18 protein-coding genes are annotated in these 25116 nt (G+C 41.6%); 7 read left to right on the top strand and 11 right to left on the bottom strand.

Translation table 11 applies throughout. The features are described 5' to 3' along the window. Positions 1 to 32: 32 nt before the first annotated feature. From GSR62_RS02030 to GSR62_RS02010, 5 genes are all read right to left on the bottom strand, one after another. On the bottom strand, positions 33 to 851 hold the full coding sequence (locus GSR62_RS02030; protein WP_066023492.1) for a MetQ/NlpA family ABC transporter substrate-binding protein: 819 nt from the start codon (positions 849 to 851) through the stop codon (positions 33 to 35). Positions 852 to 892: 41 nt separating this feature from the next. After that, a complete protein-coding gene (locus tag GSR62_RS02025) occupies positions 893 to 1579 on the bottom strand; it encodes a methionine ABC transporter permease (RefSeq protein ID WP_010688483.1) in 687 nt (228 codons plus the stop codon). Next, complete coding sequence (locus GSR62_RS02020) at positions 1572 to 2612, bottom strand: methionine ABC transporter ATP-binding protein (protein WP_010688485.1); 1041 nt, start codon at positions 2610 to 2612, stop codon at positions 1572 to 1574. The genes GSR62_RS02025 and GSR62_RS02020 overlap by 8 nt, the downstream gene beginning before the upstream one ends. A gap of 527 nt (positions 2613 to 3139) precedes the next feature. Further along, on the bottom strand, positions 3140 to 3622 hold the full coding sequence (locus tag GSR62_RS02015) for a hypothetical protein (protein ID WP_035448440.1): 483 nt from the start codon (positions 3620 to 3622) through the stop codon (positions 3140 to 3142). 77 nt (positions 3623 to 3699) lie between these two features. Beyond that, complete coding sequence (locus GSR62_RS02010; RefSeq protein WP_066023493.1) at positions 3700 to 5118, bottom strand: C69 family dipeptidase; 1419 nt, start codon at positions 5116 to 5118, stop codon at positions 3700 to 3702. Positions 5119 to 5248: 130 nt separating this feature from the next. On the opposite strand from GSR62_RS02010, the gene GSR62_RS02005 reads away from it, so the two are divergent. Beyond that, positions 5249 to 5917 carry a L,D-transpeptidase gene (locus GSR62_RS02005; RefSeq protein WP_035448444.1) on the top strand — a complete coding sequence of 223 codons (669 nt, stop codon included), beginning with the start codon at positions 5249 to 5251 and terminating at the stop codon, positions 5915 to 5917. Positions 5918 to 5961: 44 nt separating this feature from the next. Here GSR62_RS02005 and GSR62_RS02000 read toward each other — a convergent pair whose 3' ends face one another. Both GSR62_RS02000 and GSR62_RS01995 read right to left on the bottom strand, forming a co-directional pair. After that, positions 5962 to 6693 carry a L,D-transpeptidase gene (locus tag GSR62_RS02000; protein ID WP_010688493.1) on the bottom strand — a complete coding sequence of 244 codons (732 nt, stop codon included), beginning with the start codon at positions 6691 to 6693 and terminating at the stop codon, positions 5962 to 5964. A gap of 73 nt (positions 6694 to 6766) precedes the next feature. Next, positions 6767 to 8311: an ABC-F family ATP-binding cassette domain-containing protein gene (locus GSR62_RS01995; protein ID WP_066023494.1), complete on the bottom strand. Its 1545-nt coding sequence runs from the start codon at positions 8309 to 8311 to the stop codon at positions 6767 to 6769. A gap of 145 nt (positions 8312 to 8456) precedes the next feature. On the opposite strand from GSR62_RS01995, the gene GSR62_RS09435 reads away from it, so the two are divergent. Then, positions 8457 to 8597: a hypothetical protein gene (locus tag GSR62_RS09435; protein WP_004051430.1), complete on the top strand. Its 141-nt coding sequence runs from the start codon at positions 8457 to 8459 to the stop codon at positions 8595 to 8597. 286 nt (positions 8598 to 8883) lie between these two features. Further along, complete coding sequence (locus tag GSR62_RS01990; RefSeq protein ID WP_066023495.1) at positions 8884 to 11538, top strand: cation-translocating P-type ATPase; 2655 nt, start codon at positions 8884 to 8886, stop codon at positions 11536 to 11538. A 226-nt stretch (positions 11539 to 11764) separates the two neighbouring features. On the opposite strand, the gene addA is transcribed toward GSR62_RS01990, so the two are convergent. From addA to GSR62_RS01970, 4 genes are all read right to left on the bottom strand, one after another. Beyond that, positions 11765 to 15508: a helicase-exonuclease AddAB subunit AddA gene (gene addA, locus GSR62_RS01985; protein WP_035448450.1), complete on the bottom strand. Its 3744-nt coding sequence runs from the start codon at positions 15506 to 15508 to the stop codon at positions 11765 to 11767. Continuing rightward, on the bottom strand, positions 15508 to 19041 hold the full coding sequence (locus tag GSR62_RS01980; RefSeq protein WP_066023496.1) for a PD-(D/E)XK nuclease family protein: 3534 nt from the start codon (positions 19039 to 19041) through the stop codon (positions 15508 to 15510). The genes addA and GSR62_RS01980 overlap by 1 nt, the downstream gene beginning before the upstream one ends. An 87-nt stretch (positions 19042 to 19128) precedes the next feature. After that, a complete protein-coding gene (locus GSR62_RS01975) occupies positions 19129 to 20100 on the bottom strand; it encodes a ribose-phosphate diphosphokinase (protein ID WP_035448453.1) in 972 nt (323 codons plus the stop codon). 77 nt (positions 20101 to 20177) lie between these two features. After that, a complete protein-coding gene (locus GSR62_RS01970; RefSeq protein ID WP_066023497.1) occupies positions 20178 to 21353 on the bottom strand; it encodes an acetate/propionate family kinase in 1176 nt (391 codons plus the stop codon). A gap of 239 nt (positions 21354 to 21592) precedes the next feature. On the opposite strand from GSR62_RS01970, the gene apf reads away from it, so the two are divergent. From apf to nrdE, 4 genes are all read left to right on the top strand, one after another. Continuing rightward, a complete protein-coding gene (gene apf / locus GSR62_RS01965) occupies positions 21593 to 22180 on the top strand; it encodes an aggregation-promoting factor (RefSeq protein ID WP_035448457.1) in 588 nt (195 codons plus the stop codon). Positions 22181 to 22348: 168 nt separating this feature from the next. Next, complete coding sequence (gene nrdH, locus GSR62_RS01960) at positions 22349 to 22579, top strand: glutaredoxin-like protein NrdH (protein ID WP_004051414.1); 231 nt, start codon at positions 22349 to 22351, stop codon at positions 22577 to 22579. After that, entirely contained in the window at positions 22576 to 22950 is a 375-nt protein-coding gene (nrdI, locus tag GSR62_RS01955; RefSeq protein WP_035448459.1) for a class Ib ribonucleoside-diphosphate reductase assembly flavoprotein NrdI, read from the top strand. The genes nrdH and nrdI overlap by 4 nt, the downstream gene beginning before the upstream one ends. Continuing rightward, complete coding sequence (nrdE, locus tag GSR62_RS01950) at positions 22940 to 25111, top strand: class 1b ribonucleoside-diphosphate reductase subunit alpha (protein WP_066023502.1); 2172 nt, start codon at positions 22940 to 22942, stop codon at positions 25109 to 25111. Before nrdI ends, nrdE begins: the two co-directional genes overlap by 11 nt. Positions 25112 to 25116: the final 5 nt, after the last annotated feature.

Below are 25116 nucleotides of genomic sequence, written 5' to 3'. Positions count from 1 at the left end.
CTAGACGAATAAACCTAGGTGCTTTAGGGCAATTATTTAGTTGCTGGGATCACAGCGCCGTCAAATTCTTTTTCGATCCATTTTTGAGTTGATTTGGATTGAAGTACTTTGACTAATTTCTTGACCGCTTTGTTGTTCTTTTCACTCTTACGAACAGCAATGATATTTACATAAGGTGAATTCTTCTTTTCTAATGCGATCGCCTTCTTAGTAGGATCGATCCCAGCTTGAACTGCATAGTTAGCATTGATGACTGTTGCATCAGCTTCGTTTGATTCATAAAGTTTAGGCATCAATTTAGCTTCAAATGTGTGCTTGAACTTGATATTTTTCTTGTTAGTTTTGATATCTTCAAAGGTTGCACTCGTCAAGTTTGTCCCTTTCTTCAAGGTGATCAATCCAGCATCTTTAAAGATCTGTAAGACACGACCATAGTCAGCCACATTACTTGAAACATAAACTGTTGCGTTCTTTGGTAAGTCTTTTAGACTCTTATATTTCTTGGAGTAGACCCCGATCGGCTCAAGGTGAACACCACCAACATTGATCAAAGTCCCTTTATTTTTCTTGTTCCAGTTATCCAAAAATGGTACGTGTTGGAAGTAGTTAGCATCCAATTCTTTATTAGCTAAAGCCTTGTTTGGCAAGATATAGTCATTAAAAACTTTAACTTTTAGATCAACGCCTTGTTTTTTCAATTCAGGTTTCACATGTTCTAAGATCTTAGCATGTGGTTCCGCTGAAGCCCCGACGGTCAAAGTTGTGTCTGCTTTAGCTGTGTTGGCTGCCCCTAAAAGTAGGGCTGTGGCTGCAACTGTAATACCTAATAAATGCTTGATACCTTTTTTCATAGTGATCTCCTCCATAAATGTTTATTTTTTATAATTACTAACTAACGCTTGTCGATCTTGCGAACTGAAAAGTCGCCTAGATATTGGAAGACAAAGACGATGACCACGATCACCGCTGTAGCAGCTAAAGTGATCGCATTGTTGTAAGATTGGAACCCGTCAGTGTAGGCTAACTGTCCTAAACCACCAGCTCCGATCGCACCGGCCATAGCAGTGTATCCGATCAATGAGATCGCTGTGACTGTGATCCCAGAAACTAAAGCTGGTAGACTTTCAGGGATCAAAACTTTGTAAACGATCTGCCATTTGGTTGCTCCCATCGCATCAGCGGCTTCGATCACGCCCCCATCAACTTCATGGAAGGCTAACTCAACTAGGCGAGCATAAAACGGAGCGGCTGAGATGACTAACGATGGGATCGCTGCTTTAGCACCCGTGATCGCCCCTACAATTACCTGAGTAACTGGGAGTAACAAGACGATCAAGATGATAAAGGGGATCGAGCGGAAAACATTGACGAACAATGCCACGATCCAATTTAAAGCTCTAACTGCAAAACTCTTACTATCTGATGTTTCATAAAGCAACAGACCTAATAACAATCCTAAAATTGCTACAATTGCCACCGAAACAACGGTCATCCAGACTGTTTCCCAAGTGGCGGCCCAAAGATCGGGCCAATTCACATTTTTAAATTCAAAATATGATGCTAAACCTTGACTATCCATGTTCGATCACCTTCGCTTCCACTTCAAGCTTTTCTAATAAAGTCAACGCTTCTTTGATCTGTTCAACTGGTCCCACTAATTGAACGAATAATGAACCGATCGTCCCTTTATCCGCTAACTGATGGATCGAACCCTCTAAGATACTGATCTCTAGTTCAGGGAAATTCTTACTCAATTCATTGATCACAGGGCGTTCAACTTGTTGACCGTGGAACTTGAGCTCAACTAGCTTACCTTGTGGATTTTTCTCAAGCAAGTTAGCGACAACTTGTTTGACATCAGTTGTTTGTTTGGTATCAACTTCAGCACTGACAAAGCGTTTGGTCAACTCTTCTTTTGGATGTGTGAAGACTTCTGATACGGGGCCTTCCTCGATCACTTGGCCATTTTCCATCACGGCAACTTTATCGGCTAAACGACGGATAACATGCATTTCATGGGTGATGATCACGATCGTCAAATTAAGTTTTTCATTGATCTCATCGAGTAGATCTAAAACTTCATCGGTCGTTTGAGGATCAAGCGCACTGGTCGCTTCATCCGAGATCAAAATGTCTGGATCGGTCGCTAACGCACGTGCGATCCCGACCCGTTGCTTTTGGCCCCCAGAAAGTTGGGAAGGATATGCGTTGATCCGTTCACCTAAACCAACTAGATCTGCTAAATGCTTAGCTTTCTTGTGGCGTTCTTCTTTAGCGACACCTATTAATTCAAGCGGAAATTCAATATTTTCTAAAACAGTTCGTGACCACAAGAGGTTAAAATGTTGAAAAATAATACCGATCTTCTTTCTTTGATCACGTAACTCTTTGCCTTTTAAATTGTCGATCCGCTTACCATTGATAATCACTTCACCACTGGTCGGTGTTTCCAAGCCATTCAACATGCGGACTAATGTACTCTTACCGGCGCCAGAGAAACCGACGATCCCGTAAACTTCGCCCGCGTTGATGGTCAAGTCAACATTTTTGACCGCATCAACTTGACCACTGGCAGTCGCAAAAGTCTTTGAAACTTGCTTAAATTCAATCATTTGATCACTACTTTCTCATCGTTAATTTTAAAATTAGGGCAAAAAAAAAGCTTCCATCCCTAAAAGGACGAAAACTCGCGGTACCACCTTATTTTTCTACTTCTTCACAAAAGTAGACTCATCAACTACTAACTCTAAATCAGTAGTCTCAAATTATATCGCATTAAAACGGACCGCAAGCTTGCACCAACGATCAGACTCCGAGCTCATCTTCATCTCTTCTTTCGATCCCCCTTTTCAGCAACCGAGGGTCTCTGTCTATCTACTCCAACAGACTACTCTTCTCATCAACGTCTTTAAATATTTAGTTATCTTTGTTGCTTTGATATTATCTTTATTTCTTTAATTTGTCAATAAATTTTTTAATATTTTTTTGAAAAACATTTGTCATCAGCAAAAATCACTTGATATCACTGGGTTTTACTCTCAAAATAAAATTATAAAAAACTAACCTAACTGATACTTTATTATTAAATTGCTTTTATATCAAAAAGTTCCAAACTCCGCTCGAAGTTTGGAACTTTAGTTTATTCAGCTGGTACTTTTTCTTTTTGGGCTTTATTTTCTTGGATCTGTTTTAGACTTTCAGCGACAGCGACCATTACAGCATCTTGGCCTTGTCCTTTGGCGAAGTCACTTGCCGGACAGATCTGCATAATATGTAGCCCCGATACATTCAAATCAGGTGAAACAACTACCAGATAGACATTCACTGGAACTACTGCCTCGGGCTCATCAAAGAAATTAGCGACCCGATTGATATTCTCAAAGGGTAAATTAATGATCCCCGTCTCAAGTCGGATATAGATCGGTTCGTCACTACCTTCGATCGAAAGCTCAGCTTGTCCCAGTTGACCTTGCTTGATTGCGTCCATCATCTTTTCCATGATCGGAGCTAAGCTATCCGCAATTCCTAGATCTTCAACTTGTGCAAGTGTAGCTAAGATCGTATCTCGATTAAATTTTTCTTCTGTGACTGTTGTGATAAAATCACTGACTTTGATTTCCATTATTTCACACCCCAATTAAATCTCAGTGAACATTCTACACAAAAAGTCTCCAAATTACAAAATTTTATATCACAACTTTAAAGATTCTTATCCATATCGAAGGTCAATTTGGATAATTCTAGTCCGCCAGTGATGCAATCAGCAATCGCTTTCATCGTCAACTCTCGCATTTTAGCCACGATCTGATAATTTTGCTTCGTCAAATAGGTCGTTGCTTCTTCACCGTTCAAATCAGCTACTCCATTGTCGACTTCACTGAGCAAACGGTGTAAAACTTCACGTGTTTGGATCAGATAATCGCGATTTTTTTGTACAAATTGCGTGTAATGCGATTCAGTCAGCATCGATAACGTCCGATACATCCAATAAGCACTGGTGATATCATAACCCAATGGCGTTTGGCTCCAGCTTGGATCAGTATCAGTCGCATTCGTATAGAATGGCACATATGGGGTAAATGTTGGGACCCCAAAGCAGATCCACATCAAGGCTGCATTTTTAGCTGGGACATCATTTCTGATCTGTAAAACATGCGAATTTTGGGTCCGGTTCAATGAGATCGGGCGAAATTTGAGCTTATCAGCTTGACTACCATGTCCCAAAGGATCGTATTTAGTTTCGTTGTAGTGAGAAGCTAAAACATATGTCAGATCTTCAACTTTCAACAACCGCTTAGAACGGCAGATAAATGGTAGATCACTTGATTGTGGATCTTGTTCGATCTCTGGGTTAAAGCAACGTTGACCATACCATACCCGGGGCGTATTGTAATGCCGATCTTTTTCATTGTCAGTCCCAAAGATCTTTCTAAAATTAAACATCGACTTATCGGGATTCAAGTGGTATTTTTCTACAAATTCTTGTAAACCTTCTGACCACAAATAGTTTTGGGGGTCATTAAAATCTATGTAATCTTGTGCAACTTGATTGGCAGCGATCGCATACGCATCATCGGGGATCTTCGTTGCAGCCCAATGGTGTCCCGTTACGATCTCCATATACCAAACTTCATCTTTATCCGCGAACAAAACACCATTACCTTCAGGCGAACCATATTTTTTGATCAATTTACCTAAGTATAAGACGCCTTCCCGGGCTGAATCGATAAATGGTGCGACCATTGATTGTAAGGAATCCTCAGCTAAACCATCCTCGACAAAGGGATCGTGGGCTAGAGCTAACGGATTACCATAAACAGATTCGGTCGCTGACATTGCAACATTTTTCTCATTGATCGAACTTTCACCAAAGTAGCCTAACCCTTCAACATCGACATTGGGTGTCATCGTCGTTCGATAGCCATCAGCTGGCAGTGGGGCTTCAAACCCATTTTGTGTTGAGCGCCATATCTCTTGGCGACCATGCACTGCCGGTTGCATGATAAAGCGTTGTGGTGTCAGTGGTAAAAACGTGTCGTCATTGCGCGCGATCATCGTTGATCCATCGATCGTGGCTTTCTTTCCTACTAAGATCGTCGTACATGCTTGTTCATTCATAATTTATCATATCCTTCCTGACACTTTAAAAGTTTACACCTTAATTTTTCCTAATGCTACTACAATTAGTTTTAGAAATCTGTATAATAGATAGTGACAATACTTACTAAAGAATAGGATAGACTAAAATATGAAACCACAAAGTTCTCGCTTTTATTTGAGTCTCGCGATTGCTGTGATCATCTGCGGTGCCTTTTTGATCTACCGTGTAACTAAACAATCACCAACTTCAACAACGACTCAAGCACAGATAACTGAAAAAACTCAAGCGACTAAAGCTACAGTTGCTAAAAAAACAACTGCTTCTGAGAGTAAGACCATGCGAACCCCGATCGATTGGCAAAAGTCTTCTGAAACCAAACCTTATCCTGATCTAGACCAAGTCAGTGATTTTTGGGTCAAGGTCGATCTTAAAAAGAATCGGACTTACCTAATGTCAGGCGATAAAGTGATCTATACGATGTATTCGTCTGGCGGGAGTTATCATCACGATGAAGAAACTGGTAAATACGAAAGTTACACCCCAACTGGTACTTTCTACATCGAACCCGAACGCGGTGATTCATTTTACAACACATCCCTAAATGAAGGGGCTAATAATTGGGTCTCATTCAAAGACCATGGGATCTACCTCTTCCATTCGGTCCCAACGGATGCTTCTGGCAATTACAACGTCAAAGAAGCTAAAAAGCTAGGTAAAAAATCCGCTTCTCACGGTTGCATCCGTCTAAGCATTCCTGATTCAAAATGGATGTCAGAAAACTTAAAAACCGGTACAAAAGTCGTGATCAACGGCTAATAAAAAAGGCTCACATCGAAAAATCTCGATGTGAGCCTTTTTTATCAATCTTTCATATACTCCCATGCATCATGCTTAGGATCATTATCTTCGACCACGACTTTTGTTTTAGCTGGAAGGTTATCCATGATCCACTTAGCATCAGCTACACTCAAACGAATGCTACCATATGCTTTGACATTGTGTTTTTTGGTCACCTTTTGCCCTAACATTTTAGCTTGACTTTCGATAACTTTTCCCGCCTGATCAAATGGCACTGACTCAAAGCGATATGCACCATATCCTCTAAACGATGTCCAGTATTTAGCTCCATAGCCCTTCGTCGCGTCGTAGAATTCTTCACCACGTTCCTTCTGAAGCTTAAAATCTCCAGTTGGTGTTTCTTGATAATTCTTGACATTTTCAAAATTTTTCCCGATCGAAGCATACATCGTGTATAACGTATATGGTCCTTGGCGCACGTAAACGCGTTGTTTATTTGGTGAGACCAATAACCAGATCTTTTGCTCGAGCTTTTTAGACTTGACAGCCTGACTTACATCAGGATATGGCAAGGTCTCTGACGGCTGGTCCCAAGCGATCGGTGTTCGCATATGCTTTTTTTGTTCCCGCAAAAGCTCTTTTTTTCGTTTCTCTTCTTGCTTATCAAGTTTTGCTTGACGCTCAACTTTTAGCGCATTTTTTTCTTCGGCACGGTGAATATATACCGCACTATATCCTGCAAGTCCAACTAAAATAATTGCAACTGCCCAATGGATCCAACTTGCTTTTTTCATAATTAAAGTGATCCTTTCTTAACTAATTAACCTTAATTCAATATAAGGATAAGCCTGGAAAATGTCAACTTTATCAGCGTTTTAGCTGGATATTTTCCACATCAAATATCTTATCGATCCAACCAGCATAAAATGAAGCTTCGTGAGTGACCAGCAAAACATTTCCTGGGAAATTCATCAAGGCTTGTTTTAAGGCCTGCTTAGTCTCATCATCAAGATGATTTGTCGGTTCATCTAAGATCAAGAAATTACTTGGTTTCAATTCCAGCAAACACAATTTGACCTTAGTCTGTTCGCCCCCACTCAATAACTTCATCGGTTTGAGTGTATTAGCCGCATTGATCCCCGCTCGAGCTAAGCGTTGCCGGATCGTCTTGGGCTCAAGTTTAGGATAGGCATCTTGTAAGACTTGGAGCGGCGTTTGTTCGGGATCTTGCCACGTTAACTCTTGGGTAAAGTAATTGATCACCGCCGCATCAACAAATTGGGCCGTCCCGCCAAAAGTTTTGATCTTGCCTAAGATCGATTTGATCAACGTTGATTTTCCGACTCCGTTAAATCCCTTAAGTACGACTTTTTCCCCGTGACTCATCGAAAACGTCACTGGTTCGAGCAACGGTTTGTTATATCCCACCGATAACTTTTTGACCCGCAAAGTCGCACTCGAAAGCAGTTCTAGATATGGGAAGTTGAAATGAGCTTGGAGATTATCACTTGGTGGCGTCAAGCGCTCTAATTTATCCAGTCGTTTTTGCCGTGATTTAGCCATTGCAGCGCGTGTCCCCGCTTTATTTTTGCGAATATAAGCCTCGTCTTTTTCGATCTGGCGTCGTTGCTTTTCATAAGCCTTGAGTTGAACTTCTTTTTTGACTTCTTTTTGTTTGATCGCAGCTTGGAAACTACCGGTATATTTCGTGATCTTACCAAATGCCACATCAATGATCGTATTAGTGATTGCTTCTAAAAAGTCATAATCGTGTGAGATGACCATAAAGCAACCCGAAAATTCATTTAGATAACCGATCAACCACTCGATATGTTCAGTATCCAAATAGTTTGTCGGTTCATCTAAGAGTAAAACATCGGGTTCTTCCAATAATAATTTAGCTAAAATGATTTTAGAACGTTGCCCGCCAGAACAACTGCTGACTTGACGTTCTTTACCTAGGGCATCGATCCCTAGCCCGGTCATGACTTGATCGATCTTGACATCCAAACCATAAAAATCAGCTGCTTCTAACTGTTCTTGGTATTTACCCGCTTTGGCCAATAAAGCATCGTCAAAAGTTGTTGCGTAATCAGCATAGCACTTAGCTTGTTTAGCTTCGATCTCGTATAATTCCTTAAACGCACTCTGCAAAAAGTCACCAATAGTCAGATCATGCGCTGATTCTGCATATTGATCGAGATAACCGATCTTTTTGCCACGTTGCCACTTGATCTGCCCTTCATCCGGTAAAGTCTGGCCCGTGATCAAGCGGATCAAAGTCGATTTTCCCGCACCATTTTGACCGATAACTCCCATATGGTCTTCTTTGTTCAAGACAAATGAAGTTTGATCATAAAGTTGCTTATCCGCATAACTCATCGAGAGATCTGTTACTTCTAAAATACTCATTTCAATTCATTCTTTCTACTCAAATCTTTCGCTAATTATACCATAGAACCGCTATTTTTAAAGAACTACTATAATTTACCCTTGATATTTAGGAAGTTTTTCGCTAAAATATAAAGTTGCATGAGTAATGAAGGGAGGGACTACCATGTCACAAAATACACACGTAGGCGTTGGTAACGACCGCCGCCCAGTTAACAACAAAAACGTTAAGAAGCGTCGTGCAGAACATCAAGCTGTATTGAGTTTCTTAAAGGAACGCGAAGAAGCTGAAAAAGCTGCTAAATAATTGAGCACCACATGACATACTAGTGGAGCTCTGACCGGGATATCTTAACTGCAGGATCACTCGCGAGATTTTGCTGATAACCCGGGAAAAGTTCAATTAATTGAATACAAATAGCTCCACATGGGCCCCTGTCAGGTGTGCACATGTGGATTTATTTTGCCTTAATTTCCAATATTTTACATAAAATTTACAATGAATTTACCATCGAATAATTTCTTTTTAATAAGTAAGTGTGATACGATAACCCTGTAACCTAATAAATCACATTAAAGGAGGAATTTCGTGATTGAAAACGAAATATTATCAACTTACTGGAGAACAGGCACTTGCTGAATTAAAGAGTTCAGCTAATGGTTTGACTGAAGCTGAGGTCAAAGCACGTCAAGAAAAATACGGTCCTAACGTCTTAGAATCCAAGAAGCATACAACTTTACTCCAAAAGTTCATCGCTCAATTCAAAGACTTGATGATCGTGATCTTGATGGTTGCTGCCCTAGTTGCCATGCTTGCAGGTGAAGTATCCGATGCTTTGATCATCTTTTTAGTGGTGATCCTAAATGCTGTCTTTGGGGTCTTTCAAGAAGCCAAGGCTGAAAATGCGATCGATGCTTTACAGGAAATGACGACCCCTTATTCACGTGTCAAACGCAATGGTGTGGTCATGCAAGTCAAAAGTGATGAGATCGTCCCAGGGGATATCGTCTTGCTCGAAGCTGGCGATATCGTTCCCGCCGACATGCGGATCCTCGAATCTTCTTCTCTCAAGATCGAAGAAGCTGCTTTAACGGGCGAATCGGTGCCCGTCGATAAAGAAAGTAGTGTCTTGACTGAAAAAGAACCTCCTTTAGGCGAACAAAGCAACTTGTGCTTTATGAACACCAGCGTCACATATGGTACAGCTGAAGCGGTCGTCTTTGCAACGGGAATGCAGACCCAAGTTGGGCATATTGCTACCATGTTAGATGAAGTTGACAACTCCGTAACTCCTCTACAAAAAAACATTACCCATTTGAGTAAGGTCTTGACTGTTTTGATCTTGATCATCGCTGTTGTGATCTTTGTCTTTGGGGTCATGACAGGACGTGAATCCGTCTTAGACATGTTATTAACAGCGATCTCACTGGCTGTAGCTGCGATCCCTGAAGGTCTACCTGCGATCGTAACGATCACCCTCGCCTTAGGTACCCAGACGATGGCTAAACGCAAGGCGCTGGTCCGCAAATTACCAGCAGTCGAAACCTTAGGGACAACTGAGATCATCGCTTCTGATAAGACTGGGACTTTGACCCAAAATAAGATGACTGTCGAACAACTCTACACTGACCATAACTTAGTAGCAGCTGATAGCTTCAAAGTCTCACCTGAAAAACGTTTAGCCCAGATCATGATCTTAGCTAATGATAGTCAAGAAACGCCCGATGGCCTAGTCGGTGATCCGACTGAAACCGCCTTGATCCAATACTATTTGGATCGTCAAATGGACGTTAAACAAGTCCAAAATGATTTTCCACGGATCAATTCGATCCCCTTTGATTCTGAACGTAAAATGATGTCAGCGATCGTTTCGCATGCTGGCCAACGTTATTTGATGACCAAAGGTGCCGTTGATGAGATCTTACAACGAACAACTAAGATCGAAGATAATGGTGAAGTCAGACCGATCACGCAAGCCGATAAAGATAAGATCTTGAACACCAATCAAGAATTAGCGCTCGAAGCTTTACGTGTTTTAGGCTTTGCATATAAGCCTTTGACTGAAGCAGAAAGCAACGTTGAAGCAACATCGGATAATTTTGAAAATGACTTGATCTTTGCCGGAATGATCGGGATGATCGACCCTCAAAGACCTGAAGTCAAAGATGCCGTTGCTGAAGCTAAATCAGCTGGTATCCGCCCACTTATGATCACAGGTGACCACAAAGATACCGCTAGAGCGATCGCGATCCGCTTAGGTATCATTCAACCAGATGATGAAAGTGGTGTGATCACCGGACGCGATCTAGATGCAATGTCTGATGAAGAATTGAAGCAAAATGTGGCTAAATACTCGGTCTATGCTCGCGTTGCTCCAGAACATAAAGTACGGATCGTTAAGGCATGGCAAGCACATGGCAAGATCGTAGCGATGACTGGTGACGGGGTCAACGATGCTCCAGCTCTAAAGACTGCTGATATCGGGGTCGGCATGGGGATCACCGGTACTGAAGTATCTAAGAATGCTTCCGATATCGTCCTAGCCGATGATAACTTTGCCACGATCATTTTAGCTGTTCGCGAAGGTAGAAAGGTCTTTGCCAATATCCAAAAAGCGATCCAGTACCTCTTGTCGGCTAACTTGGGTGAAGTATTGACACTCTTTATGATGACCATGCTCAACTGGTCGATCTTTGCTCCAGTCCAGATCTTATGGATCAACTTAGTCACAGATACGTTCCCAGCGATCGCTTTAGGTGTTGAAAAAGGCGAAAAAGACATCATGAAAAAGAAACCACGTGGTAGCAAGTCGAACTTCCTATCCAATGGTGTCGGTTCAAGTATCATCTACCAAGGGATCTTGGAAGGTGTCCTAACGCTTGGGGTCTATTGGATCGCGATCAACTATCCATTCCATGAGACATCAGCTCAGATCCATGCTGATGCGTTGACAATGTCTTATGCAACTCTAGGTGTGATCCAATTGTTCCATGCCTTTAACTCCAAATCGATCCATGGAACGATCTTTTCTAAGGAAACATTCAACAACAAGTACTTCAACATTGCTGTCTTGGCCTCAGCTGTGTTATTAGCAATGACGATCTTCGTTCCAGCCTTTAATAGCACATTCCACGTTACAACGCTTGCGTTAGAACAATGGGGCATCGTTTTAGGCGCTGGTGCTTTAATGATCATCATCGTCGAAGTTGTGAAATTCTTCCAAAGAAAATTCATCTACAAAGACTAATCAGTGCGAAGAAAAATGAATAGAGCCAAATAAATAACGGGACCTCAAGTTAGATGCACTTTTTGCATCTGGCTTGGGGTCTTGTTATTTACTTAGGCTCTGTTTTTCGGAGCACGACAATGATCAGTGCGAAGAAAAATGAATAAATAATACGGTAAGGGACCTACTACGATGCATATTTTGCGTCATAGTAGGTCCCTTGTCGTATTATTTTATTTGTTAGACATCACGGTAATTCAACAGCTTGATCAAGTTCAACTAAATAAAGATATTTATGGGGCACAGGTTTATTTAAGATCTGCTCCAAAGCCGTTTGATATAAATTCAACTGACCTTGATAGCGTTGTTTGATCTTTTCGACTCCATCTTCACCATAAACATGATCGGTCTTGTAATCAAATAAAACGACCTCATCATTTTCAGTGATAAAATAACCATCCATGATCCCGTGGACTAAGATCGGATCGGTCAAGGTCTCATCTAACTCCTCAAAAACTTTACCCGCTGGCAAGACCATCGAAAAAGCTACTTCGCGCTTAGCCCGCGTATGATTTTTTAAGAGCTCTTGGCCTAACGGTGTCGTATAAAAAGCTACGAGCTTAGCAACATCGATCCGTTTAGCGACTTCAGGCGTGATCAAGCCATCAGCGGTCAAACGTTGCAATAAAGCATTGACCGTTGTGATCGTTGGGATCTGAGTCAGATCCGATTCTTGGAAGAGCAAGTGAACAGCCGTCCCGATGGCAGCTGGCGTCACTTGAACTTCTTCTGTCATAAAGCGCGGTTTTCTAAAATCACCGACTTCACGATTAGCCGTTGTCTCGGGCGTGATCTTTGCCATTTTCTCAAGGTCAGGATCATCAAACAAACGCTTGATATCCGAAACAGCTTGATAGGCAGCAGTCCTAGTTGCCGCTTCATGTTGATACTTACCTGCTAGGATCTGATCGATCTTAGTTATCATCTCAGGGGTAAGTTTGGTTTGGGCTGTGGTTTGCTCATCAAACCACTTAGTTAGATCTACTTGCGCTAGCCGTTGTTCATCCGCAATATCGTTGTAATTAGCAAAATCCAATGCAAATTCGGCTGGTATCTCATCTAAAGCTGGGTGTGGTCGCACTAAGAGATCAAATGCTTGAGCAATATTTTCCCGCCGTGCAACTGCGGGCAAGATCCAATCCATGAAATTTTTGGCATTGGCGCGAACATCATCTGGCAATAACAATTCAGAAGTTTGAGCCTTTTCGACCAGTTTTTCCACTTGTTCTCGTGAATCATAGCCTGCCACGATAAAGAGTTTTTCTTTGGCCCGGGTCAAGGCAACATATAACAAGCGCATCTTTTCAGCGGCACTCTTATTTCTAGCGGTTTGTTTAGCAAGATTTTTGACCAAAGTCTCATGTTCGATCCGGCGCTCTTGATCTAAGTAATTCATCGCTAGACCAGCTTTTTCACTTAAAATATACTTTTTATCCAGTGAACGCATATTGAATTTTTTAGCCGCATCGATCAAAAATACGATCGGAAATTCCAGCCCCTTACTGCCGTGGATCGTCATGATATTGACCGTGTCATCGCTTGTCTTTAAGACCGCCTCGGAGAGATCATCTTGTTTTTCTTGCATCTTTTTGATAAAACCAATGAACTGAAATAGTCCCTTAAAACTGCTCTGTTCATACATCGCGGCTCTTTCATAAAGTGCATGCAGATTAGCTTGGCGCTGGGGCCCTCCTGGCATGCCACCGACATAATCCAAAAAGCCTGTCTGCTCATAGATCGCTAGGATCAAGGTAGCCAGTTCATTTTGATGCGCCAGATCTCTAAAGCCTTGCAATTGCTCCATAAAACGTGTGATCTTAGCATAAAGCGCTTGGACAAACGGTTCTTTTCCTTGATTGCTTGGATCTTGATAGAATTTTTCTAGGGCGTGGAAATAATCCCCGCTCTTATCATTGATCCGCAGATAGGCTAACTCATTTTCCTTTAGCCCCACGATCGGTGAACGTAAGACCGCAGCAAGCTCGATATCTTGGTAAGGATTATCGATCAAAGCTAAAAGCGCCAACATGATCCGCAATTCCGTCGTTTGAAAATAATTTTGGGACTTCTGCACATAAAATGGGATCTCTAGTCGCTTCAACTCTTCAGATAACAATAGATGATTGGTCCGTGTCTCTGATAAGATCGCAATATCGCCGTATGTGATCGGACGCATCTGGCCTGATCCTCGGTCATAGATCTCAAACTTTTCATCATGCAATTCTTTGATCTTCTTAGCCACTAAAGCGATCTGACCTTCTTGATTGGAATTGATCTCAAAGTCAGGCCCCATCGCTTCTGGTTCTTGATCCCAGCGCATTTTTAATGGCTTTTTAGCTGGATCATTCAAAGGATCTTCTTCCGAGGTATATAACAAGATCTCAGTCGGTAGCGACATTTCCGGGTAATCCTTAGCTCCATAAACTAACTGTGCATTTTTGTCATAATCCATTTCCCCGATCTTTTGATCCATGATCTGTGAAAAGATAAAGTTCGTCGTTGCCGTGATATTTTCAGCTGAGCGGAAATTCTCAGCCAAAATGATCCGCTCGTTTGGATCATCTGAGCGACCAAATCTCTGATATTTACCTAAAAATAGTGTTGGATCAGCCAAACGAAACGCATAGATCGACTGCTTGACATCCCCTACCATGAACATGTTATCCTGCGCCAAAGTCGTCAAGATCGCTTCTTGCAGTTGATTAGTATCTTGATACTCATCGACCATGATCTCTTTGTAGCGTGCTTGCAAGAGTTCTTTGACACTTGTATCTTCTTGTTGGCGTAAGATCTTTAACGTCAGGTGTTCTAGATCACTAAATTCCAAGACATGGCGCCGTTTTTTCTCTGCTTGATAGCGGCGCATGAAGCGTAAGACCACTTCAGCTGCCTTTTTAGCCAAGATCTCAGCTTGTGTAAATAGCTCAATGGCCTCACTTTCTTGGGCATTAAAATAATTACTCAAAAGTTCGCTCAACTGCTTTTTCGTCTCATCACGCAGCGCTTGAGCTTGATTTTTTAGCACTTTTTGTTCATCATCCAAGCGGGCTGCAGGGGCCCGTTTGAATTCGACCGCCTCTAAAGTCACTTTTAGCTCGTTATACGAGATAGTTGACAGATCAAGCTCAGCTAATTTACACAGCGCTTGCTCTTCTGTATGATAAAGAGCCTTTAATTTTGCTAACTTATCTTCTGGATCATCGATCTCCTCTAAGATCTGCGCTGCTTGCCCCATATAGTTGGCAAATTTTTGCAGTTGCTCAGCGACGTACGGCATGAATTCATTGCGATAAAAACCACTTTGCTCTAAATTACCCGCTTCCAAATGATAATTTTTAGCCAAATCTTCAAGCCAAGCTTTGGGATCAGGATTGACATTGGCAAAATCAAATAACTCCATCACAAGTTCAGTCAAGCCATCATCACTGCGATCATTAGAAAAATTCAAGGTCAGCTGTTCGAACAAGGGATCTAACTTACCGTAAAGTTCTTCCCGCAGATCTTCCCAAACACTTTCGCGCAGTAAAGCCCGCTCTGTTTCATCAGTCAACAAGCGAAAATCAGGATCGACCTGGGCTAAATAGTAATATTTTTGGACCATACGCAAGCAAAATGCATCGATCGTACTGATATCAGCTACATTGAGTTTTGTCAGTTGTTGTAGGTAAAACCGCTTAGTCTCAGGGTCGGCTTCAGCATTGATCGCTTGTCGCAAAGCGCCTTGGATCCGTTCTTTCATTTCCCGCGCGGCTGCTTCAGTAAAGGTCAAGATCAACATCTCATCCACCGCGGTTTTCTCTTTGATCTTCCTGATAACACGTTCGACCAACACCCGGGTCTTCCCTGAGCCGGCTGAAGCAGCAACTAAAATATTTTTGCCTTCATCGTTGATCGCCTGGAGCTGACCAGGTGTAAATTTGATCTCAGCCATTATTTTTCCTCCTCAGCTTGTAAAAGTTTTAAAATATCGGCGGGCTTTTCCGTTGGGAGCCGATAATAATTATTTTCAGGTAGCATCGGATCAAACTGCATGATCGCTTCATATGGTGTGTATTGTAACGCCGAACCATCTTTGAACAAGGCGGGCATCAGATCGAGCCGCCCACTAAAGATCATATCCGTTGCTTGTTTGATCAATTCTTCATTGTGTAACAACCACGCCTCCAACTGATCGGCAGTCACTAATTGTGCGCCGGTTGCTTTATAACTCCCATTCTTATTTCGTCTAAAAGGATAGATCAATGAATTACCTGAACTCTCGAGCAAGCTTTCATCTAGCCCCTCTAACACATCGGTCTGATCTAGCAATAGCCCATTATATTTGTTCTTTTTGAGCACTTCATCTTCATAAACAGCTTGATAGATCTCTTTTTGCTTGAAGGTCGGATTGTAAAGGTGCATATACATCGCACCAGCTGTCGCGATCTGCTCTTTTGTAGCATCTTTAACTAAAGTCGTCTTATTCTTGAGTAAAGCATCCAAATACGTCAATAATTGTAGCGCTAAGCCAAAATAAGCTTTCGCATGGTCAAATTTCTTTGCGCTCGACTTGTAATCGACCAAACTTAGATAATGCTTATCCCCTAAAACCAATTCGTCGATCCGATCGATCTTACCACGCACGGTCACTAAACGATCATTTGGTGTGGTGAATTGCAGCCCAGCTAGACCGGATAATTCACCTACATGTCCAAATAAAGCTTCGGTCTGGATCGTCTTTAACTTGCTGAATTGCCGCTGTTTGTGGATCGCTCCCCCAACTTGTTTAGCCGCTGCATTTAATTGTCGCGCCAAAAAACGCATTCGGTTAGAACTATCCAAGATCTTAAACTGTGGTAAACGTTTAGTCAATTCGACACTTTCTCTAAAGTAAGCATCAAATTCGGGACCCTTTAATAACTTGAGATCTTGCCCATTTTTTAAGAGCAATTTGAAAAATGTATCGAGCAACGTATGGAAGTATTCACCTGTATTGGCTGCGTTCATCTCAAATATCTCACGTTCTTTTAAGCCCAAACCGTATTTTAGGAAATATTCATACGGATTAGCATAAAAGTCTTCTAGCCGCGAGATCGAGGTCTTTAATTCTTTACCATACAAGCCTTTGACACTTTCAGGGGTCAGTTGCTCAGGAATATTTTTATAGTCCAAACTCCGATTTAACTGCTCAAACAACGGTTTAGTCGCAGGATCTTGTTGAAAGCTTTGGAATAGATGATCCCAAACTTCGGGTAATTCCCGCTGTTCGGTGATCGCTTGACGTTCGACTTTGATGAGTTCACTCATTGTGGTCCGTTTAGTACCGATATAATTTAAAGCATCACTCGTTCCATCATTTTTATGGGCGTGGCTCAATGGAAGCTCTAAAGCTTGTTTGATCCGCTCGACATAGGGTGAACATTTGAGATCGAGCTGATCATTATCACTTCGCGGATAACTCAAAAAGAGTTTTTGGGTCGGCGTCAAGAAGGCAAGATAATTCAAAAAAGGCTCATTGGCTAAAACATGTTCAGTATCATCGGGTAGGTAACTCGTTTCACTTAGAGTCGGCTGTAACATTTCCTTATCATGATCGGAAAATAACCCTTCACTGACAGCAACGTCGGGCATCACTAAATCTGTCGCCCCTAAAAGCATGACGACTTTTTTGTCATTTGGTTGGACCATCCCGCTTTCAGAGATGACAACTTGATCCAAAGTCGTTGGGACTTGACTATAGGTTGCTCCTTCAAAACCTGCTTGGAGCAGATCTAAGAAATCTTGGGGCTCAAATGGCTGCTCACCTAAGATCTCCACATACTCATCTAAAAGATCACAAAAAGTCCCCCAGACCTGTTCTTCACGCGTTGAAGCATCGACCTTCCCAGCCTTTAAAGCCTGCTTACGCCAAAGATCTAACTGTTCAACTACGCCGGCATCGACTAAAAATTCATATAACAAACTGGCAGCAGCTTTTCCGGTACTAGCTTTAGCCAACTTCGCATAAAACGGTGGCAAGAGTTCTTTTACATAATTTTTGATCAGATTGATCTTAGCGGTGATCTCATCTTCATTTTTCGTTCGTGCGCCAAAATCACTAGTTCCAAACCGATAGTAGACCCAATCTTCACCTAACCATCCCTTTTTACGGTAGCCAAATTTAAGGACTTGATTTTCGGCTAGATCAAGAGCTTGGCGATACTCGGCTAATGGCATGAATTTACCTTCACATTTTGGTAACAACAACTCTGTCTTCAACAAGCGCATCATATCTTCATAGCGGTAGTTGCGCTGTTCGACCAAAAAGAGGGCTTGGATCAATTCGACCAAGGGATGATCGGACATCTTTTTTTGCAGATCGGTAAAAAATGGGATCTCAAATTGCTCAAATGTCGGTTGCAAAATATTTTTATACGGATCTAGATGGCGCGTCAATAATAAGAAATCTTGGTAACGATAGCCCTCAAGTAAGACCATCTGGCGGATCTTTGTGGCTAAACATTTAACTTCTTCTAAACGATCATCAGCCTCGATGAGTTGGAGATCACCTTGCAACTTAGCGGTCAAGGTAAATGGTTTTAGATCATTTGAAGCAATCCAATAGTCTTCCAGCGTAACTAGATCAGCACTGACACGGTCTTGTTTAGCAAAACTATCGACCATGACTTTAACATGTTCTTGGCGTGCTAACTGATACAAGCGATAATACACTTGACCTGAGCGGTAAAAAAGCTCACTTGCTTCTGGAGCATGATGGACATATGGACGATCCAAGACTAAAGAAACGGTCACTTGTTCTGCATTTTGCAATAAACTAGTAATGATCTGATATTCGCCGGCGTTGAACTGGGAAAAGCCATCCAAGATAAAATAACTGTGACTAAGCTCACTTTGCGCCAACTTTTTAGCTAAGGCTTCTAGCATATTAGCTGTTCCAAGGTATTTTCCCTGGATATGTTGCTCAAATTCCCGATAAACGATACTTAGATCGTGCAACTTAGCTACTAGATCGGTATCTTTACTCTGTTCTAACATCTCATAACTATGCCACAGATCCTCACTTGTGATCAAAGCTAAACTCAATTCGATCAATTGACCAGCTAATTGTGACACAAAGCCAGTCTGGGTCTGCTCACTCTTAAAGATCGTCAATTCATCGTTTTTAGTCCGCAAGATCTTATGGACCAACATATTAGCTCCAGCAGCCGATAGTCGGGGCAACTGGTAGCTAGGATCGTTTTTCATAAAATACCAAGCCAACCGTGAAAAAGAAAGGATCTGGATATCCGTAGCGGCTAATAGATCTTGATCTCTACTTTGCCGTAACTGATCTAAAATTGAAACTTCAGCCGCAAACTTTATATGATTGGGAACGATGTAATATATTTTGGCTTTAGGATCAGTTTGACTGATGTTTTTTATCTGCTCTAACAGTAACGTCTGGTGGTCTTTAGCCGCTGTGCCTAGCACAAAATTCAAACTCATAACTTTTTTCCCTTTCTAAATGTAATTTACACCAATTATATCAAAGCAAAACAAAAAAGGCTCTGTTTAAAACAGAACCCCTTTTCATTAAATATTATCGTTGTTATTGAACAAACTATCTACCGAACGATTGTGATAGATCAAAGAAATTGCTTTCGCAAAGATCGGTGCGATCGATAAAACTTTTAGCTTGGAGAATTGCTTGTTTTCTGGGATCGCGATCGTATCTGTTACCACAACTTCTTTATATGGTGATTCTTCTAACTCTTCGACGGCACTTCCTGAAAAGACCGGATGCGTTGCACAAGCATAGATCTCACGTGCGCCCGCCTTATCCAAAGCTGCCGCTGCATCGGCCATCTTACCACCAGTATCGATCATATCATCAAAGACGATGCAGTTATGGCCACTGACATCACCAATGATCGAAGAATTCTCGATATCTAAACGAGTATCATCGCGTTTATCAACGATCGCGATCGGTGCTTTCAAGAGATCTGCTAGATTTCTTGCACCCTTAACACTATTATGGTCAGGCGCTACGACAACGACGTCTTCACAAATGCCTTTTTGCTTAAAGTAAGCGGCTTGTTCGTAGATCGCTAACAAATGATCCACTGGAATGTTGAAGAAGCCTTGTAACTGGCCTGCATGTAGGTCCATGGTCACAACTCGATCAGCCCCAGCTAAAGTGATGAAATTAGCGATCATCTTAGCTGTGATCGGTTCACGCGAACGTGCTTTACGGTCAGCACGTGCATAACCATAATAAGGAATAACTGCATTGATCGAACCAGCACTGGAGCGTCGTAACGCATCCATCATGACCATCAATTCCATAAAGTTTTCATTAACCGGATCAGCGACTGATTGCACGATGAACACATCGTCTCCACGCACACTTTCATTGATGTTGATTTGGATCTCACCATCACTGAAATGCTTGACTGAAGCATCACATAACTTGATCCCCAGTTCATCTGCGATCTTTTGTGCTAATGCTTGATTGGAATTCAATGCAAATAACTTGATATTTGCATTTTCTTGCATTTTTTCCATAAATTCCTCCAGATTTTGTCTAATTGCCGTTCAGCTTAATTATTAGAGACACAGTATATGTTGATTATAACATATTATTAGTCCAGTTGGGCCTTGATCTGTTGGACCATTGCGAGCTCTTCGTTAGTTGGAACTAGCATCACTTTGACTTTTGAAGTTTCCGTGGAGATCACACCTTCATGGTTAGCTTCATTTAGCTCTTGGTCTAATTGAACGCCTAAACAAGCTAAGCGTTGGCAAACATCAGCGCGTAACCATGGGTTGTTTTCCCCGATCCCACCGGCAAAGACCAACACATCGGCCCCACCTAATTGGGCAAAATAACTTCCGACATATGACACGATCTTATTTAGGTAAACATCTAAAGCTAACTTGCAACGTTGATCAACTTGATTAGCTTTGATATCACGCATGTCATCCGAATAGCCTGACAATCCTAATAGCCCTGACTTTTGGTTAAAGAGCTCAAGAACTTCATCGGCTGTTTTATCGAGTTTCTTCATTAAAAATGGCACGATTGAAGGATCAACATCCCCAGCTCGGGTCCCCATCGTTAGTCCGGTCAAAGGCGTGAATCCCATCGAACTAGCAAAGGCTTTTCCATCTTTAACAGCTGAAACAGATGAGCCACTCCCCAAGTGCAAAGTTATCAATTTAAGATCAGCCAACGGTTTTTCTAAAAGATCAGCTGTCTTTTGCGCCAAATATTCATGACTGATCCCGTGTTCACCATAACGTCTGATCCCATATTTTTGCGTCAATTCATATGGCAAACTAAAGATCGCATTTTCTTCTGGCATTTGTGTAAAGAACTGGCTGTCAAAGACCGCATATTGGGGCGTATCGGGCATGACTTGTTGCATCAATTCGATGTATTTTGCTTCCATTGGATTATGTAATGGAGCATGGTCACTCAAAGCTAAGACTTCTTTGATCGCTGCTTGATCCATCTTAGTAGCTTGCGTGAATTTAGTTCCTCCAGCTACGACACGGTGACCAACACATTTAATGTCAGCTAAAGATGTGATCTCTAACTCTTGGATCTTTTCAATGATCATTTCAGCCGCTTTTTCATAAGATAGGTTATCTTGTATTTCTTGATATGTCTGATCTCCATATTTGATCTCAAACTTTGAACCTGGAGCTAACATCCGCTCTACCAAGCCCTTAGCGACGACTGATTCATCGGTCAATTCAAATAGTTTCCATTTAACTGATGAACTTCCGGCATTCATTAACAAAATTTTAGGCATTTCTGCACACCTCCGATACTTTTAAGTATAACTTAAAAAGTAAAATTCAAAAAGATGCTTTATTTTCCCATATAGATTCTATTTTTGTGGAATTTGACAATAATTAATCTGTTTGTTACATAAACGTGACAAATTGTAATTTTATCGGAATATGTATGTTATATAAAAAATGTATACTGCTAGTGTAGATAAATGAAAAGCAAGTAAATATTAAATATTTTTTTAAGGAGAGTTTACTTATGGAAATGAAGAAAGTTATTACGGGAGCTGCCGCGTTATCTGGTTTAGTTGCATTGGGCCAAACAGCAAATGCCGATGAAATTATCGTTAAAGCTGGCGATACAGTATCTGAATTAGCCCTTAAATACAACACAACGATTGATGCGATCCAACAAGCTAACAAATTACAAGATGTAAACTTGATCTTCGTTGGTCAACGCTTAGAATTTGGTAGCAACGTTTTAGCTGCTTCACAAGCTGCTCAACAACAAGCTCAACCAGCACAAGCAGCTCCACAAGCTCAAACTCAAGTCCAAGAAGCACAACCTGCACAACAGCAAACACAACAAGTGCAAACAACTGCTCCACAAACTCCATCAAACGATGCTGAAGCAAGTGCTAAAGCTTGGATCGCTAATGTTGAATCAGGTGGTTCTTATACCGCTCAAAACGGCCGTTACTATGGTAAATATCAATTGACTAACTCTTACCTTGGTGGAGATTACTCCCCAGAAAACCAAGAACGTGTAGCTGATAACTATGTTGCAAATCGTTACGGTTCTTGGCAAGCAGCTAAGTCATTTTGGCTTGCTAACGGCTGGTACTAATATCAGTTAAATATAACTTTACGGACTCAAAAAAATTTTGAGTCCGTTTTTTGCGTGGTTGAGCCAATGACACAATATCTAGCGATTAGCAGAGCAAAATTTATACTACATGTTGTGTAAATTGTGGTATACTGATATCACAATCAAATTAGAAGGGGTTTTATTCTGATGGCTTTAGATCTATATACCAAAGATAATTGCATCCAATGCAAGATGACCAAGAAGTTTTTAATGGAGAATAATATTGAATTTGGAGAACATAATATCTCCGATCATCCAGAATATATCAACTACCTAAAAGAAAAAGGTTTACGCACAGTTCCAGTTTTAGAACAAGATCACGCACCGATCATCAATGGTTTTCGGCCTGATCTCTTAAAGAAGCTGGCAGCTCAATGAAAATAATCTATTTTAGCGTCACCGGGCAGACCCGACGCTTCATCAAAAAACTTGGGCCTACCGTCGATGCCACTGAGATCGATCCAGTGGACCCACTTTTTATGGTAAATGAACCTTTCGTCTTGATCGTACCGACCTATGAAGACGAGATCACTTACCCTGTGACTGAATTTTTAGAATACGCAAATAACGCTGCATCATTAAAAGGGATCGTCGGGACCGGCAACCGTAATTTTGCAGAGTTATTTATTTTTACAGCTAAAAACTTGTCTAAAAAGTTTAATGTTCCAGTGATCTATTCGTTTGAATTCAATGGAACACCCACAGACGTCCAAAATTTCAAGGAAGCGGTGAATGAACTTGAGTCTTAAAGATATCGATATCAACAATGTTACGTACTACGACCTAAACAACCGAGTCAATATTCCTTTAAACGGTCAGATCCAACTCGACCAAGACAAAGCAGCTTTGAGCGCCTTTTTCAAGGAAAACGTCATTCCTAATACGATGACCTTTGCTTCACTTAAAGAACGCTTTGACTATTTACTAGACAATAATTATCTTGAAACACAATTTATCCAAAAATACGATTTTGCCTTCATCGAAAAGCTCTATGCGCAATTAGAAGCAGCTGATTTTCGTTTCAAGACCTTTATGGCAGCTTACAAGTTTTATACCCAATATGCGCTAAAAACCGATGATGGTAGTTATTACTTGGAAAGTTTCATCGATCGTGCAGCGATCAATGCTTTGTACTTTGCTGATGGCGATGAACAATTAGCGCTGCAACTAGCTGATGAGATCGTTCACCAACGCTATCAACCAGCAACACCAAGCTTTTTGAATGCTGGGCGGGCTCGCCGCGGTGAATTAGTTTCTTGTTTTGTTTTACAAGTTACTGATGATATGAATTCGATCGGCCGCGTGATCAACTCCGCCCTTCAACTCTCACGGATCGGTGGTGGCGTTGGGATCACCTTGAGTAACCTGCGTTCAGCCGGCGCACCGATCAAAGGGATCAAGGGTGCAGCTTCTGGGGTCGTACCTGTCATGAAATTACTCGAAGATAGTTTTTCTTACTCCAATCAGTTAGGCCAACGTCAAGGGGCTGGGGTCGTTTATCTGAATGTTTTCCATCCCGACATCATCGACTTTTTAGCTTCCAAAAAAGAAAATGCCGATGAAAAGATCCGGGTCAAGACACTCTCTTTAGGTGTGCTCGTGCCGGATAAGTTCTACGAATTAGCCAAGCAAAACGCCGATATGTATCTCTTTGACCCATATGATGTCGAAAGAAAATACGGTACACCGTTCTCTTACGTCGATATTACAGCCGAATACGATAATCTGGTCAACGATCCTGATATCGCTAAAAAGAAGATCTCTGCTCGCTTGCTCGAAGAAGAGATCTCAAAATTACAACAAGAATCTGGCTATCCTTATGTTGTCAATGTCGATACAGCTAATAAGGCCAACCCGATCAAAGGTAAGATCATCACCAGCAACCTCTGCTCGGAGATCTTGCAAGTTCAAACACCATCTTTAGTCAACAATCAACAAGGCTATGATGTTTTAGGAACTGATATCAGCTGTAACTTAGGCTCGACCAATATTGCTAACTTGATGGACTCCCCTGATTTTGGTCGGTCTGTCGAAGCCATGACACGGGCCTTGACCTTTGTGACCGATCATTCAGATATCGATGTCGTGCCATCCGTGCAACACGGCAACCGCCAAGCGCACACGATCGGACTTGGTGCTATGGGCTTACATGCCTTTTTAGCTAAAAACCAAATGCACTATGGTTCACCAGAAGCTTTGGAATTTACCAGCTTATACTTCATGTTGCTCAACTACTGGACCTTAGTTGCTTCCAACAAGATCGCTAAAGAACGCCAAACTAGCTTTGTTGGTTTTGAAGAGAGTGATTATGCCAATGGTAAATACTTCACCAAGTATTTGACTGAAGACTTTACACCACATTCTGAAAAAGTCAAAGCGCTATTCAAAGATATCTTCATTCCAACTAAAGCCGATTGGGAAAAATTGAGTCAAGCAGTCAAACAAGATGGCCTTTACCATCAAAATCGCTTAGCCGTCGCACCAAATGGCTCGATCTCATATATCAATGATACGACTGCCTCACTGCAACCGATCATCAACAAGATCGAAGAACGCCAAGAAAGAAAGATCGGTAAAATTTATTATCCCGCACCATATCTTTCAAACGAAACTTTACCATACTACACTTCGGCTTACGATCTAGACATGCGTAAAGTGATCGATACTTATGCAGCCGCACAACAACATGTTGATCAAGGGATGAGTTTGACGCTCTTTATGCGTTCCTCGATCCCAGCCGGGCTTTATGAATGGAAGAATGGTCGGACTGATAAGATGACGACCCGTGACCTCTCGATCCTACGTAACTATGCTCATCATAAACAGATCAAATCGATCTACTATGTCCGCACGTTTACCGATACACAAGATGAAGTCGGGGTCAACGAATGCGAAAGCTGTGTAATTTAGCGAGG

This window comes from Ligilactobacillus animalis, assembly GCF_009933595.1.
GTDB lineage: Bacteria > Bacillota > Bacilli > Lactobacillales > Lactobacillaceae > Ligilactobacillus > Ligilactobacillus animalis.
This window is presented reverse-complemented; position numbering and strand designations above follow the sequence as displayed.